Annotated in this window: 9 protein-coding genes; 7 read left to right on the forward strand and 2 right to left on the reverse strand. The window is 73.6% G+C overall.

Annotation, left to right across the window (positions count from 1 at the left end):
* Nucleotides 1–37: 37 nt before the first annotated feature.
* The 6 genes from pepN (at nucleotide 38) to ACFVDP_RS21085 (ending at nucleotide 9,139) form a co-directional block, all read left to right on the forward strand.
* Nucleotides 38–2,614, forward strand: coding sequence for an aminopeptidase N (gene pepN / locus ACFVDP_RS21060; RefSeq protein ID WP_383491595.1), 2,577 nt, complete (start codon nucleotides 38–40; stop codon nucleotides 2,612–2,614).
* A 137-nt stretch (nucleotides 2,615–2,751) separates the two neighbouring features.
* Nucleotides 2,752–4,059: a hypothetical protein gene (locus tag ACFVDP_RS21065; protein WP_383491597.1), complete on the forward strand. Its 1,308-nt coding sequence runs from the start codon at nucleotides 2,752–2,754 to the stop codon at nucleotides 4,057–4,059.
* Between the two features lie 392 nt (nucleotides 4,060–4,451).
* Nucleotides 4,452–5,675 (forward strand): AAA family ATPase, encoded by a 1,224-nt coding sequence (locus ACFVDP_RS21070; protein WP_383491598.1) that lies wholly within the window; start codon nucleotides 4,452–4,454, stop codon nucleotides 5,673–5,675.
* Between the two features lie 113 nt (nucleotides 5,676–5,788).
* Nucleotides 5,789–6,994 (forward strand): VWA-like domain-containing protein, encoded by a 1,206-nt coding sequence (locus ACFVDP_RS21075; RefSeq protein WP_383491964.1) that lies wholly within the window; start codon nucleotides 5,789–5,791, stop codon nucleotides 6,992–6,994.
* Between the two features lie 311 nt (nucleotides 6,995–7,305).
* On the forward strand, nucleotides 7,306–8,388 hold the full coding sequence (locus ACFVDP_RS21080) for a hypothetical protein (protein WP_383491599.1): 1,083 nt from the start codon (nucleotides 7,306–7,308) through the stop codon (nucleotides 8,386–8,388).
* Nucleotides 8,389–8,536: 148 nt separating this feature from the next.
* Entirely contained in the window at nucleotides 8,537–9,139 is a 603-nt protein-coding gene (locus ACFVDP_RS21085) for a sigma-70 family RNA polymerase sigma factor (protein WP_383491601.1), read from the forward strand.
* Between the two features lie 3 nt (nucleotides 9,140–9,142).
* Here ACFVDP_RS21085 and ACFVDP_RS21090 read toward each other — a convergent pair whose 3' ends face one another.
* Nucleotides 9,143–10,084 (reverse strand): hypothetical protein, encoded by a 942-nt coding sequence (locus ACFVDP_RS21090; protein ID WP_383491603.1) that lies wholly within the window; start codon nucleotides 10,082–10,084, stop codon nucleotides 9,143–9,145.
* 209 nt (nucleotides 10,085–10,293) lie between these two features.
* Between ACFVDP_RS21090 and ACFVDP_RS21095 the strand changes: the two genes are divergently transcribed.
* Complete coding sequence (locus ACFVDP_RS21095; RefSeq protein ID WP_383491966.1) at nucleotides 10,294–14,688, forward strand: FtsK/SpoIIIE domain-containing protein; 4,395 nt, start codon at nucleotides 10,294–10,296, stop codon at nucleotides 14,686–14,688.
* A 60-nt stretch (nucleotides 14,689–14,748) separates the two neighbouring features.
* Here the strand turns inward: ACFVDP_RS21095 and ACFVDP_RS21100 are convergent, their stop codons facing one another.
* Nucleotides 14,749–15,051, reverse strand: a complete 303-nt coding sequence (locus ACFVDP_RS21100) for a hypothetical protein (protein WP_383491605.1) — start codon at nucleotides 15,049–15,051, stop codon at nucleotides 14,749–14,751.
* Nucleotides 15,052–15,060 lie beyond the last annotated feature (9 nt).

Genomic DNA, 15,060 nt, shown 5'->3' on the forward strand with positions numbered 1-15,060 from the left:
CCACAAGGACGCCGCGCCGTCAGAAGGAGTGCCGCCCGTGCCCGGAGAGAATCTGTCCCGCGACGAGGCCCGCGAGCGGGCGGGTCTGCTGTCCGTCGACGGGTACGAGGTCGCGCTCGACCTGCGCTCGGCGGTCGGCGGGACCGCCGCGGACGGGCCGCGCACCTTCCGGTCCGTGACCACGATCCGGTTCCGGGCGAACGAGGCGGGGACGAGCACCTTCGTCGACCTGATCGCGCCGTCGGTGACGGCCGTGACGCTGAACGGCGAGGACCTCGACCCGGCGGCGGTGTTCGACGGCAGCCGCATCCAGCTGGAGGGCCTCGCGGAGGACAACGAACTGGTCGTCGACGCCCAGTGCGCGTACTCGCGCACCGGCGAGGGCATGCACCGCTTCGTCGACCCCGAGGACGGCGAGGTCTACCTCTACACGCAGTACGAGCCCGCCGACGCGCGCCGCGTCTTCGCCAACTTCGAGCAGCCGGACCTCAAGGCGCCCTACCGCTTCTCCGTACAGGCGCCGCAGGGCTGGACGGCCTGGTCCAACGGCCTGGGTGAACTCGTCGACGGTGTCTGGCGGTTCGCGGAGACCAAGCCGATCTCGACGTACATCACGACGGTCGTGGCCGGCCCGTACCACTACGTCACCGACTCCTACGAGCGTGCCCTCGACGACGGCTCCAAGCTCGTCATCCCGCTGGGCGCCATGTGCCGCAAGGGTCTCGCGCCGTACTTCGACGCCGACGACATCTTCGCGATCACCAAGCAGGGCCTGGACTTCTTCCACGACAACTTCGACTACCCGTACCCCTTCGGCAAGTACGACCAGGCGTTCGTGCCCGAGTACAACCTCGGCGCGATGGAGAACCCGGGGATCGTCACCTTCCGCGAGGAGTACATCTTCCGCGGGAAGGTGACGACGGCGTCGTACGAGCGTCGCGCGAACGTCATCCTGCACGAGATGGCCCACATGTGGTTCGGCGACCTCGTCACCATGCAGTGGTGGGACGACCTGTGGCTGAAGGAGTCCTTCGCGGACTTCATGGGGACGTTCTCGATGGTCGAGGCGACGCGCTTCACCAACGGCTGGATCACCTTCGCCAACAACCGCAAGTCCTGGGCGTACCGCGCCGACCAGCTGCCGAGCACGCACCCGGTCACGGCCGACATCCGGGACCTGGAGGACGCGAAGCTCAACTTCGACGGCATCACGTACGCCAAGGGCGCCTCCGTCCTGAAGCAGCTCGTGGCGTACGTCGGCCGGGACGCGTTCCTGGAGGGCGCGCGCCGCTACTTCAAACGGCACGCGTACGGGAACACGCGCCTCGGTGATCTGCTGTCCGTCCTGGAGGAGACCAGCGGGCGCGACATGGCGTCCTGGTCGCGGTCCTGGCTGCAGACGGCGGGCGTCAACTCGCTTACTCCGCAGGTGACGTTGAGCGGTGAGGGGCGGATCGTCGAGCTGGCCGTGGTGCAGGAGGCCGCCGAATCCCACCCGGAGCTGCGCCCGCACCGGGTCGCGGTCGGCCTGTACCGGCGTACGGCGGAGGGCGCGCTTGAGCGCTACGCGCGCGCCGAGGCCGACGTGGACGGGCCGCGCACCGTGGTCGGCGAGCTGGCCGGGGCCGAGGCACCCGAGCTGGTGCTCGTCAACGACGACGACCTCACCTACTGCAAGATCCGGTTCGACGCGGAGTCCCTCGCGACGCTGCGCGAGCGGCTCGGCGACATCACCGACCCGCTGGCCCGCGCGCTGTGCTGGTCCGCGCTGTGGAACCTGACGCGGGACGGGCTCATGCCGGCCCGGGACTTCATCGGCCTCGTCCTGCGGTTCGCCGGGCGCGAGTCGGACATCGGGGTCCTGCAGATGCTGCACGCCTGGGCACGCGGCGCGCTGGTGCACTACGTGGCTCCCGCGTGGCGCGAGGAGGGCGGGCGGCTGCTCGCCGAGGGCGCCCTGAAGGAGCTGCGGCTCGCGGAGCCGGGCAGCCAGCACCAGCTGACGTGGGCCCGCTTCTTCGCGTCGGTCGCGTCGAGCGATGCCGATCTCCAGCTGCTTTCCGGGCTGCTGGCGGGCAACGCGAGGATCGACGGCCTGGAGGTCGACCAGGAACTGCGCTGGGCGTTCCTGGACACGCTCGCGTCGTACGGTGTCGCCGACGAGGCCGCGCTGGCCGCGGAGCTGGCGCGCGACGACACCGCGTCCGGCAAGCGGCACCAGGTGCGCTGTCTGGCCTCCCGCCCGTCGGCGGCGGTCAAGGCGCAGGGCTGGGCGCAGGTCGTGGAGTCGGACGCGCTGAGCAACGCGCTGGTGGAGGCGACCATCGCCGGGTTCCAGCAGTCGTCGCAGCGCGAACTCACCGCGCCGTACGCGCAGAAGTACTTCGCGGCGATCGAGCGGGTCTGGGACGAGCGGTCCATCCAGATCGGCATGGACGTGGTGCGGGGGCTCTTCCCCGAGCTTCAGGACTCGCCGGAGACGCTCGCGGCGACGGACGCCTGGCTCTCCGCGCACGAGCAGGCCGCTCCAGCGCTGCGGCGGCTGGTGCTGGAGGCCCGGGACGATCTGGCCCGGGCGCTGCGGGCGCAGGACTGTGACGTGGCCGCGGGCTAGTCGCCGCGGCTGTACCCGTGCGGGGCGGGCGTTCGATAAATCGCTCGCCCCGCACGGGGTCGTCTCTTTAGGATGACCGCGATGAAGAACTCCTCCTCTTTCGGATCGGGGGAATCGTCCGCGCAAGGTGAGTGCTGATGGCACATCACCTCGTGACCGGGATTCCGACCCGCCTGTCGATGTGGCAGCGCGTACGTGCGTACGCCGTGCCACCGTCCATGATCGAGACGTGTACCGCGCGGCGTGCCGCCGGTGACTGGGCCGGGGCCTGTGCCGCCGCCCGGGTCGACGTCGATCTCGATCTGCGCGCCGTGCGCCGTCGCCACGGCACTGACCTCGCCCAACGCCTCCGGGCCGATCTGCGGTGCCTCGCACCGGATCTGCTGCGCTGGCACCTGCCCCGGATCGCCCCCGACGGGCGGCTGCGGCCCGCGCTGACCGTCGCCCTCGCCCGGTACGGGCCGCTCCGCCTCGTCGTACGGACGCCTCCGGCGCCGGCGGACGGCGGGCAGCGGCTGTCCCTCTCGTTGTGGGAGGGGCCCGGGAGCGTCCCGGCCCGGGCGCATCCCCATCCGTATCCGCAGCGGCGGTTCCGGCTCGATCTGCACCGGCATCTGTGGGACGCCGGACGCGCTTCCGAGCTCGCGGTGCGCGCCGATGCCGGGTGGGCCGTCGAGGCGGAGGTGCTGCTGCGTGCCGAACGGGGCTCCTCTCGTGGGGCGTTCACCGTGCGGCGCGGGGCCCGCGACCACGACGTCCTCGAACTCCTCGCCCCCGACGACAGCCATGCGCCAGTGTGCCGGCCGGTGCGCGAGGTGCTGCCTCCGCAGGTAGTCGCGGCGCTTCCGGTCCTTCCGGAGGCCGCGGCGCGGCCGCTCCCCGATCTCGAACTCCTCCGGGCCGGGCTCGTCGCCGTCGAGCGGCTGCATCCGCTGGTCGCGGGGGCGTTGGCCGGGCGCGGTGCGGGGGTGCCGGGCGGCGCGGTCGACGCCGATCCCGGTGATCCGCATCGGGTGGAGTGCCGGGGGGAGGTGCACCGGATCGCGCTGCGGGACGGGGTGCTGTCCGCGGTCGACCACGGTCCGGACCAGCTGCGCCGGGAGGAGCTTCTCGTGGCGCTGGGCGGGCCCGGGCTTCCGTGTCTGCGGGCCATCGACGCCGTGCATCGCAGCCCCGAGGCGTTGCCCGCCGTGCGGGAGCGGTTGTTGCACGGGGACGGGGGTGGGGCGCTCGCCGTCGTCGAGGGGTTGCTCGGGGGCGGGGCCGTGTTGCGTGACGGGGCGCTCAAGGACGAGCTGGAGTGGGCCGCGGGGCGGGTCGTCGGGCATGGGCTGTTCCGTGCCGGGCTCGATGGGGCGCCGGTCGATTGCCGGGATCCCAGCGCGGTGGAGCTCAAGTCCAATGCCCGTGGTCGGGCTCGGCCCCGTTTCGCCCTGTCCCGCTGATCGCCGCTGTCGTCTCTCCGACGGTGGGGGCTGGTCGCGCAGTTCCCCGCGCCCCTTATCGGGTTGTCGGTCGGGTGCGGGCCGGTGGCCGCTTCTCGCGCAGTTCCCCGCGCCCCTGAGGCAGGCGCTTCGCGCCGCCTCCCCCTGAGGCTGCGCTTCGCGCGCCTCCACCCGGGGGGGGGAAGGGCCGCACCTCCACCCGGGGGGGGAGGGCCGCACCTCCAACCGGGGCAGGGGCCGCGCCTCCGCCTTGGGCAGGCGGCGCGCCTTGATGGAGATCGCGCACGAAGTGCGCATCTCCAGGGGCGCGGGGAACTGCGCGACCAGCCACGACGAGACCCGCAGATGAGACGAGACGTGTCTCTTTCCTACTCACATCACAGGTGATGCTCATGATGAACAACAGCCAGCTCTCCGTCGCCGACGACCTGCTGGGCCTGCTCCGGGCCACCGGGACCGAGTCCAGGCCCGATGAACAGCTCGAAGCGCTCACCCTGGCCGTCGCCGCCGACCTGCCGGTGCTGCTGTGGGGCGAACCCGGCATCGGCAAGACGGCCGTGCTCACCCGGCTCGCCGAGTCGCTCGGGCTCCCGCTGACCACGGTGATCGCCAGCGTCCACGAACCGTCCGACTTCTCCGGCCTGCCGATCGTGGGCGACGACCCCGCCGTACAGGGAGTACCCATGGCACCGCCCCAGTGGGCGGTCGAACTGGTCAGGGCCGGACACGGGCTGCTCTTCCTCGACGAACTGTCCACCGCCACCCCGGCCGTCCAGGCGGCCCTGCTCCGCGTGGTCCTGGAACGCAGGGTCGGCGCCCTCCAACTCCCGCCCGGAGTAAGGATCGTGGCCGCCGCCAACCCCCGCGCCTCGGCCGCCGACGGCTGGGAACTGAGCCCGCCGCTGGCCAACAGGTTCGTCCATCTGCAATGGGTGCACGACCGGGAAGTGGTGGTGCGCGGCCTCGGCGGAGTCTGGCCCCGGGCCGAACTCCCCCACCTGGAGCCCGAGGCGCTGGCCCCGGCAGTGGCGTACGCGCGGCGCGCGGTGTGCGGGTTCCTGGAGGCCAGGCCCACCCTGATCCACCGGCTGCCGAACAGCGAGACACGGCGCGGCGGCGCCTGGCCCTCGCCGCGCAGCTGGGAGACCGCGCTGACCCTGCTGGCCTTCGGGACCGCGGCGGCCGTCTCCCGCGATGTGCTGGCGCTGCTCGTGCGCGGCGCCGTGGGCGACGGCCCCGGCCTCGAACTCCTCGCCCACCTCGACCGGATGGACCTCCCCGACCCCGAGTCGCTCCTGGCCGACCCGCCGACCGCCGACCTCCCCGAACGCGGCGATCTGCGCCAGGCCGCCCTCGAAGCGGTGGTCGCCGCCGTCGGCGCCCGCCCCGAACGTGCCCGCTGGGAGGCGGCCTGGGCCGTCCTGGTCCGCGCCCTGGAGACCGGCGCCCCCGACCTGCTGGTCGCCCCGGCGTCCGCGCTGGCCGCGCTGCGCCGCGACGACTGGGAGGTGCCGGACACGGTGGACCGGCTGGCCGGGATCGTCGGGCTCTCCCGGCGCGCCGACCGGTCGGTCGCCAGAACCGCGGGCGGCGTCGCCACGGCGGTACGCCGATGAGGGCCCCGGCGCAGAAGCGGTCGGTACCGCGTCCGGTGCCGCGCCCCGCGCCGCCGCGTCCCGTGACGGCGGCGCCGCGGGCCCGGCCGGACCGGCCCGGACTCGCGCTGGACATGGACAAGTTGCTGGCCGCCCGGCTGCACGCGGTGCGGGTCCGCCCCTATCTGGCCGCCGCGCTCTTCGCCCTGCACGTGGTCGAGGACCCGTCGGTGCCGACGATGGCCGTGGACGCGTACTGGCGCTGTTATGTCTCACCCGGCTTCGTGGACCGCACCCCCGTCGAGGACCTGGCGGGCGTCTGGGTGCACGAGGTGTCCCATCTGCTCCGCGACCACCACGGCCGGGGCGAGCGCTACGCCCGCGAGAACGGCGAGCACGGCCGGGGCGAGCGGCTGCGGCGCAACATCGCCGCCGACTTCGAGATCAACGACGACATCTACGGCGACGGGCTGAAGCAGCCCACGGGTGTCGTGCTGCCCTCGATGCTCCGGCTCGACGACGGGCTGCTGATGGAGGAGTACCTGCGGACGGCGTCGATGGCCGACCTCGGCCCGGAGCTGGCCTGGCTGGACTGCGGCAGCGGCGCCGACGGGCACGCCCGGCCGTGGGAGCTGGGGCCCGAGGGGGCGAACGGGCTGACCCGGCAGCAGCGGGACGCGGTGCGGTTCCGGGTCGCGGAGGGCATCAAGGGCCGGCCGGGCTCGGCGCCGGACGGCTGGCGGCGATGGGCGGACGAGGCGTTCCATCCGCCGCAGCCCTGGCGTCAGTTGCTGGGGTCGGCGGTGCGGTCGGCGGCGGGGGCGCCCGGGACGGGCGAGAACCACAGCTACCGGCGGCCCTCGCGGCGCTCGGCGAGCCTGCCGGGTGTCGTGCTGCCCAGCCTGCGGCGCGATCCGCCGCGTGTGTGCGTGGTGATCGACACGTCCGGGTCGGTGAGTGATGCCGAGTTGGGGGCGGCGTTGCTGGAGGTCGCGGCGATTTCGCGGGCCGTGGGTGGGCGGCGGGATCTGGTGTCGGTGATCTCGTGCGATGCCGCCGCCGGGGTGGCTGTGCCGTTGTGCCGGGCCGAGAGTCTGGAGTTGGTGGGGGGTGGGGGGACCGATTTGCGGTCCGGGTTCGCGCGGGCGCTGCGGGGGCCATGGCGGCCGGATGTGATCGTTGCCCTGACTGATGGTCAGACGCCTTGGCCGTCCGAGCAGCCGCCTTGCCGGGTGGTGGTCGGGCTGTTTCCTCGGGGTGCCCGGGGTGTGGACGAGGACGATCCGGAGTATGTGCCGGACTCGCCGCCGGGGTGGGCCCGGGTCGTGCACATCGGGTGACCTGGGGGCGCCGGGCGGGGGCACAGGCCTGTCGAAGCGCTCGCCCCGCGCCGGGGTGCCGCCTTGCCCACCCTGCCGCTCCGGGGGACCCCCCGGACGGAGTCTGGGGGACGGCAGATTGCCCAAGGCTACGCGGCAGGTTGCCCGAGGCTACAGTGTTACCGAATTTGGGCATCCATGGCCGTAACCCCCCGCACCGCCTGGGCTTTTCGGCAGGTTGGGGGGTTGACTTTAGGGCGGGCTTGTCCGGGTTTGCCGACAGGGGTGTAACAGCGGTTAGCGGGGGCGGTGCCGGTGGGCACAACCACCTCATGAACCACAACACCCCCGTTTCCCCCCGCCCCCTGCGCCACCTCGTCACGACCCAGCGGCGCGTCATGAGCGGCGCCCAACTGAAGGCGCACGGGGTCTCCGCCTCCGCCGTGCAGGAGCAGTGCCGGGCGGGCGGGCCCTGGCAGCAGGTGCTGCCGGGGGTGTTCCTGCTGCACGCCGGGCCGCCGACCGGTGAGGAGCGGCTGCACGCGGTGATGTTGTACGCCGGGCGGGCCCCGCAGCGGCGCACCCCGGCCGACGCCGTCCCCGTACAGCCGGCCGCGGGCGATCCGCACGCGGCGCAGGTCGCACCGGTGACGCCGTACTCCGACGCCCTGGTCACCGGGCTCGCGGCGCTGGCCCTGCACGGATTCTCGGCCGCTCCCCCGCTGCTCTCCCTCGACCACATCGACGTACTGGTACCGAGGACGCGGCGGCTGCGGTCGACCGACTTCGCGCGGCTGGTGCGCACGCCGGGGCTGCCGGATCCCGTACAGATCAAGGGGGTTCCGGTGGCGCCGGTGCCGCGGGCGCTCGCGGACGCCGTGGCGCAGCTCGCCGACGCGGAGGCGGTGCGCCGGCTGCTCACCGAGGCGGTGCGCGGCGGCCACTGCGAACCGGCTTCTTTGGTACGGGAGTTGACCGTGGCCCGGCTGCTGACCCGGCCGCACGTGGTGGCGGCCGTGGACTCGCTGCTCGCGGAGGGGCGGGCGATCGCCGAGGACCGGCTGTACGCGATGGTGCGCGAGGGCGGCCTGCAGGACCCGGTGTGGAACGTGGACCTGCGCCTGCCGGGCGGCCCGCATCTGGGCGGCGTGGACGCCTACTGGCCGGACCACGCGGTCGCCGTCGAACTGGACACGCGGGCACCCAGGGCGGGCCTCGGCGGGGGCGACGACCCGCTGTTCAGCCAGTACGTCCGCAAGCGCGAGCACCTGGAGCGGCTCGGGATCACGGTCGTGCACATCACGCCGAGGAAGCTGCGGGAGTCGATCGAGCAGCAGGCCGCCGTCGTACGGACCGCGCTGATGGCGTCCGGCGACCGGGATCCGGCGGCGTATGTCGTGGTGGTGCCCCGGTAGTGACGGACCAGGGAAGAATCCAGGGGGGGGCGGAAGGGAGGGGGCACCCCCCGCCCCCCCCCCCTCCCCCCCCTCGGCGGCGCCTGTCGGGTTCCCGTGCAGGCGCCCGCACCCGTCTTCCCCCACAGACGACCGGAGAGGAAAGGCCTTGTCGGCCAGCGTTTCCACCGAAGACTCGATACCCGGCCCCCCGGCCGAGCCGGGTGCGCCCGGCTCGGAACTCCGCCCCGAAGAATTCCTCAGAGCGCTGTACCACCTGCACGGCAACGCGTTGCTCCAGTTCGCCGCCCGACGCCTCGAAGGTGACTGGCACCGGGCCGAGGACGTCCTCCAGGAAGTCGCGATCCGCGCCTGGCGGCACGCCTCGGAACTCGACCCGACCTCCGACTCGGTGCGCCCCTGGCTGTTCACCGCGCTGCGCAACCTCGTCATCGACAACCACCGCGCCCGCCAGGCCAGACCACCCGAGACCGGTGACCCGGAACTCGCCCACCTGCCGGTGTCCGACGGCGTGGACCACATGCTCACCTCCCAGGTGCTCATCGAGGCGCTGGGCGACCTGCGGCCGGCCCAGCGCGAGGTCCTGCTGCACGTCCACTACCTGGGACGCAGCGTGAACCAGACGGCCAAGGTCCTCGGCGTCCCGCCGGGCACGGTCAAGTCCCGTACGTACTACGCCGCCCGCGCCATGCGAGAGGCACTGCACAACCGCGGGATGTACGCGGGCGGACACGACCGTGAGCCCGGCTGACCCTCACGCCATCCGTCCCGCGTGCCGGGTGATCTGCAGACCGAGCGGACCGGTGTCCAGCGAACCGTCCGGCCCGATGCGCCAGCGCCACCCCGTGGCCGCCTCGCCGAGCACCAGCAGCGCGTCCCCGCGCCGCAGGCCCGCCAGCGCGCTCTCGCGCCGGGGAAGCTGCGAGGCGTCCACGACGAACAGATGGGGCGCCTCGCCCTGGACGGCCAGCCGGCTGCTGCCCTCGATCAGCCGGAAGATCTGGGTCACCTCGGGCGATCCGGGCTCCTGCGCCCCCGCGCCCGACGCGGCACCGGCGAACGCCTCCTCCAGGCTGGCCGCGCTGTGCAGCCGCGAGCTGCGCGTCTCGTCGCCGTGCAGCAGCGTGCCGTCGGACAGCGACCCCACCAGGGTGACCTGCGCGAGCGCGCCCACCGGACCGGCCAGCGCCTCCACGACGATCGTCCGGACCAGCTTGCGCACCTCCTCGGGCGCACCCGTCAGCGACACCGCTCCGGTCGCCCGGGACAGATCGACCAGCACCCGGTCGGGGCCGTCCAGGCCCAGCGTCACCGTCAGCGCGTACGGCAGGGCCGGCTCGCCCTCCGGACCCGGCCGGTGCAGATCGTCGGTCGAGATCACCCAGCGCTCGCCGTCCTGCTCGGCGGTCCACGGCGCGGGGGCCTGCTCCTCGGGCGCGGCCAGCAGCAGACCGAGCCGCTTCTCGGAGTAGACGACGGCGTACAGGTCCGGCAGCGACCGGCCGGAGCGCAGGCATTCGCCCGTCAGCCGGCGCAGGCCCGCGTTGACCACGTCCAGCGCCCCGCGGCTCAGCACGGCCGCCGAGGGCGCCACGGGCTTCGGCTTGCGCGGCCGCCGCCGCTCGGTGACGATCAGCGCGATCACCGCGCAGATCAACGCCAGCCCCAGCACCACTGCCAGGACGTACCAGATCATCTTCTGACTCCTTGTCAAGCGGCACCGCGCAGCCACCGCGCCATGCACCCGATGGGCACTACGGGGCGCGGCCACGGATGGTTCACCGCAGGCGGGAGTGAACCATCCGGCGACGCGGTCCGTAGAGGCCAACAGTGGTACGGGAGCCGCCGTCAGCGGCTGCCCCGACCCCCGTTTCAGGCCGGCTGGAGGACGTTTTCGTGTCGTTGATGTTGACCGTGGTCGAGGAGGGCGGTGACGCGTTCGACGTCCATCTCGACGCCGACCCCGACACGCCCGTGAGCGCAGTCGCCCGGGCGCTCGCCGGGGCGGGCGGCGTACCCGTGCCCGCGCACGGCCTCGGCCTGTACGCCGGCGACCGGCTGCTCCCCGCCGACCTGCGGCTCGGGGACGCCCCGGTCCACCACGCGGCCGTCGTGGGCCTCGGCCGCCCGGCCGGCGCCGCCGCCGGCGAACCGGACGGCCTCGTCGAGATCCGCACCGTCGGCGGGACCGGCGCGGGCGCCGTGCACCGGCTCGACATGGGCGAGTACCGCATCGGCCTCGCCCACGACGGCACCGCCCAGGTGCAGCGCGCCGACCCGGCCCGGCCGCTCGCCGTCGTCGCGGTCAGCCCCGGCGGCCGCTGCCGGGTCACGCCCGAGGCCTCCCGGCCCGCCGGCAGCCTCCTGCAACTGGACCGCGAGGACCTCACCGAGGCGACCGCCTGGCAGCCCGGCGCCCAGCTCCTCGTCGGGGACAGCCTGCTCGAACTGGCCCTCCCGCAGAAGCCGGACGCGGCCGTGCAGCCCTCCGAGGACGGCACCGGCTGGGACTACAACCGGCCGCCGCGACTGCGCCCGCCCGGCACCGAGACCCGCTTCGCGCTGCCCTCGCCGCCGTCCCCGCCCGCCGCCCGGCCGCTGCCGTGGATCACCGCGCTGGCCCCGCTGGTGATGGCCGGCGCCGGAGCGCTGATCTTCGGCCGGATGACGATGCTGCTGTTCGGCCTGCTCTCGCCGGTCGCGATCGTCGGCAACTACATCATGAGCCGGCGCACCGGACGCCAGTCGCACTCCGACCGGGTCGCCGAGTACGAGGAGAAGAAGGCACGGATCGAGGGCGACGCGACCCAGGCCCTGACGGCCGAACGCACCGCCCGGCGCCGCGGCTTCCCCGACCCGGCCGAGGTCGTGCTGACCGCCGTCGGCCCGCGCCGCCGCCTGTGGGAGCGCCGCACCACCGACGCCGACTTCCTCGAACTGCGCATCGGCACCGCCGACATGGACTCCGACGTCGTGCTCCACGACCCGACGAAGGACGAGCACCGCCGCCAGGACCCCTGGACCGCCTACGACGTCCCGGTGACCGTGCCGCTGCGCGAGCACGACGTCCTCGGCATCGCGGGACAGGGCCCCGCCGCCCGCGCCGTGGCCCGCTGGGTCGTCGCGCAGGCCGCCGTCCTGCACAGCCCGCAGGACCTCCAGATCCATCTGCTGACCACCGGTGAGAAGGGCCGCGACGGCTGGTCCTGGCTGCGCTGGCTGCCGCACGTGCGCAAGAAGTCCGGCGACACCCCGGCCAGCATCGGCTACGGCACCGAGACCTGCGCCCGCCGCGTCGCCGAACTCACCGCCCTGATCGCCGAACGCGCCCTGCAGACGGCGTCCGAGCGGCGCAACCGGGCCGCGGGCCCCGACGTGCTCGTCATCCTCGACGGCGCCCGCCGGCTGCGCTCGCTGCCCGGCGTCACCCAGATCCTGCGCGACGGACCGGCCGTCGGCGTCCGCGCGGTCTGCCTGGACGCCGAGGAGCGACTGCTGCCCGAGGAGTGCCACGCCGTCGTCGCCGAGGAGCCCGGCGGCACCGTCCGCGTCGGCCGCTCCGGCCGGGGCGTCCTCGGCGGGGTCCGCCCCGACGTGGTCTCCGCCGACTGGTGCCGCTCGCTGGCCCGCGCGATGGGCCCGCTGCGCGACCCGGGCGGCGGCGACGAGGAGACCGCGGTGCTGCCGGCCTCCGCGCGCCTGCTCGACGTGCTCGCCCTCGACCCGCCGCAGGCCTCCGGCATCAAGGCCCGCTGGACGGCCGGTGGCCGCTCCACCCGGGCGGCCGTCGGCGTCTCCCTGGACGGACCCTTCCACCTCGACCTGAAGCGGGACGGTCCGCACGGCCTGGTCGCCGGCACCACCGGCTCCGGCAAGTCCGAACTCCTCCAGACGCTGGTCGCCTCGCTCGCCGTGGCGAACCGCCCCGACGCCATGACGTTCGTCCTCGTCGACTACAAGGGCGGCTCCGCGTTCAAGGACTGCGTGGACCTGCCGCACACCGTCGGCATGGTCACCGACCTCGACGCCCACCTCGTCGAGCGGGCCCTGGTCTCGCTGACCGCCGAACTCACCCGCCGCGAGCACATCCTCGCCGCGGCCGGCGCCAAGGACATCGAGGACTACGTCGACCTGCTGGAGCGGGAGCCGAGGGCGGGCCGCGAGCCGATGCCCCGACTCCTCATCGTCATCGACGAGTTCGCCTCGATGGTGCGCGACCTGCCGGACTTCGTGAAGGGCCTGGTCAACATCGCCCAGCGGGGCCGCAGCCTCGGCATCCACCTGATCCTCGCGACCCAGCGTCCCAGCGGCGTCGTCTCCTCCGAGATCCGCGCCAACACCAACCTGCGCATCGCGCTGCGCGTGACGGACTCCGGCGAGAGCCAGGACGTCCTCAACTCCGGTGAGGCCGCCGGGATCTCGCAGAGCAACCCCGGCCGCGCCTATGTGCGCCTGGGCCAGAACTCCCTCGTCCCGTTCCAGTCCGGACGGGTCGGCGGCCGCAGGCCCGGCGCCACGACGGCCTCGCTGCCCGCGCCCTGGGCGGTGGCGGTCGGCTGGGAACGGCTCGGCGAACCGCTCCCGGCCAAGCCCCGCGGCGCCGCCGCCGCACCCGCCGACGTGGAGACCGACCTCACCGGACTCGTCGCCGCGATCCGCGCCGCCGACCGGGAGATGGGCATCCCCGCCCAGCACAGCCCCTGGCTGCCGCCGCTGCCCGAGGTCCTGGTCACCGCCGAACTCCCGACGCCCCCGCCCTCGGACTACGACCTGCCGCCCGTCGCGTACGGCGTCGTGGACCTGCCCGCCCAGCAGGCCAGGCAGCCCCTGGTCATCGACCTGGCGACCCTCGGCCACCTGCACATCATCGGCTCGCCCCGGCAGGGCAGGTCGCAGACGCTGCGCACCATCGCGGGCAGCCTCGCCTCCGCCCATTCCGCGGACAAGCTCCACCTGTACGGCATCGACTGCGGCAACGGCGCCCTGCTGCCCATCGAGAAGCTGCCGCACTGCGGGGCCATCACCCAGCGCAGCCAGCCCGACCGGGTGGCCCGGCTGCTCGCCCGGCTGACCACCGAACTGACCCGGCGTCAGGAAATGTTCGCCGCCCGCGGCAGCGCCGACCTGCCGGAGCTGCGCCGCTCCCTGCCGGAGTCCGAACGGCCGCCGCACATCGTGCTGTTCATCGACCGCTGGGAGGTCTTCGACAAGCAGCTCGGCGAGTACGACTCGGGAAACCTGCTGACGTCCGTGCTGAACCTGCTCCGCGACGGCGCCAGCGTCGGCATCCACCTGGTGATGACCGGCGACCGCGCGCTGTTCTCCAGCCGCGTCAACGGCTCCACCGAGGACAAGCTCGTACTGAAGCTCAACGAGAAGTCCGAGTACGGACAGATCGGCATCACCCAGCGCAACGTGCCCGACGAGATCCCGCCGGGCCGCGCCTTCCGGGCCGCCGACAAGGCGGAGGTGCAGATCGCGCTCCTCACGAAGAACCCTGAGGGCCAGGCGCAGGCCGCCGCGCTCCAGCAGATCGCCGCGCACTGCCGCGAGCAGGCGGCCGGACTGCCGGACAGCACGCGTCCGTTCCGTGTCGACACCCTGCCGGACCGGCTCACCCTGGAGCAGGCGATCCGCTACGCGCCCCGGCCGCTGCCGTCCCACCGGTGGGCGCTGGCGGGTGTCGGCGGTGACGAACTCACCGCCGTCGGACCCGACTTCGCCGTCACGCCGACGTTCCTGGTCGCCGGGCCCGCCCGCTCCGGACGCAGCACGGTCCTCGCGACCCTGGCGATGTCGCTGCTGTCGGTCGGGACGTCCGTCGTCATCGGCGCGCCCGCCCGCTCGCCGCTGCGCCAGCTCGCGGGACGGCCCGGGGTGCTCGGGGTGTTCGCCGACTCCGACCTCGACCCCACCGCGCTGGAGGCGGCCCTCGCGACCGCGCCGCGCAGCGTCGTGGTGATCCTGGACGACGCCGACCTGCTGCTGAAGACGAAGGCGGAGCCGGTCCTCACCGCCATCGCCAAGTCCGGCGCGGAGAACCGTCGCGGCCTGGTGATCGCAGGCCAGACCGACCGGCTCTCCTCGGGCTTCTCCGGCTGGCACGCCGAGGCCCGCCGCAACCGCTGCGGTCTGCTGCTCAAGCCGCAGAACATGAGCGACGGCGAACTGATCGGCGTCAAGGTGCCCCGCAGCCGCCTGGGCGCGACCCGCCCCGGACGCGCGATCCTGCATCTGGGCGACGGTGTGCTGCGCACCGTCCAGGTCCCGGAGACGGTGCTGCCGCCGGCTCTGGGCTGACGACACGACAAAGCCCCTCTCCCCGGCACAAGCGTCGGGGAGAGGGGCTTTGTCGTGTCGTCAGCCGGTCGTCCAGTATTCGGTTCCCGCCGCGGGCTTGGCGGAAGGTACCCATGAAGAGCGGTCCGCGGCAGGGTCCCAGTCGGGCACGTCTCCGTCGTAGTAGATGAACAGCGCCCAGTAGGTGGCCTCCTCGTGGAGGATGATGTCGCTCTCCTCCAGGAACTTCTGTTCCGGCCACTGGGCGTTGATCCGTGCTACGGCCTCCGCCCGCGAGATGGCGAACATCGCCACCATCTCGTCGGCGACCTCGTCCAGCAGCTCCAGCACGTCGGCCGAAGCCTTCGCCAGGAATGTACTCATGACAGTGTT

The sequence above is a fragment of the Streptomyces sp. NPDC057694 genome, from assembly GCF_042799415.1.
In the GTDB taxonomy this organism is placed as follows: Bacteria; Actinomycetota; Actinomycetes; order Streptomycetales; family Streptomycetaceae; genus Streptomyces.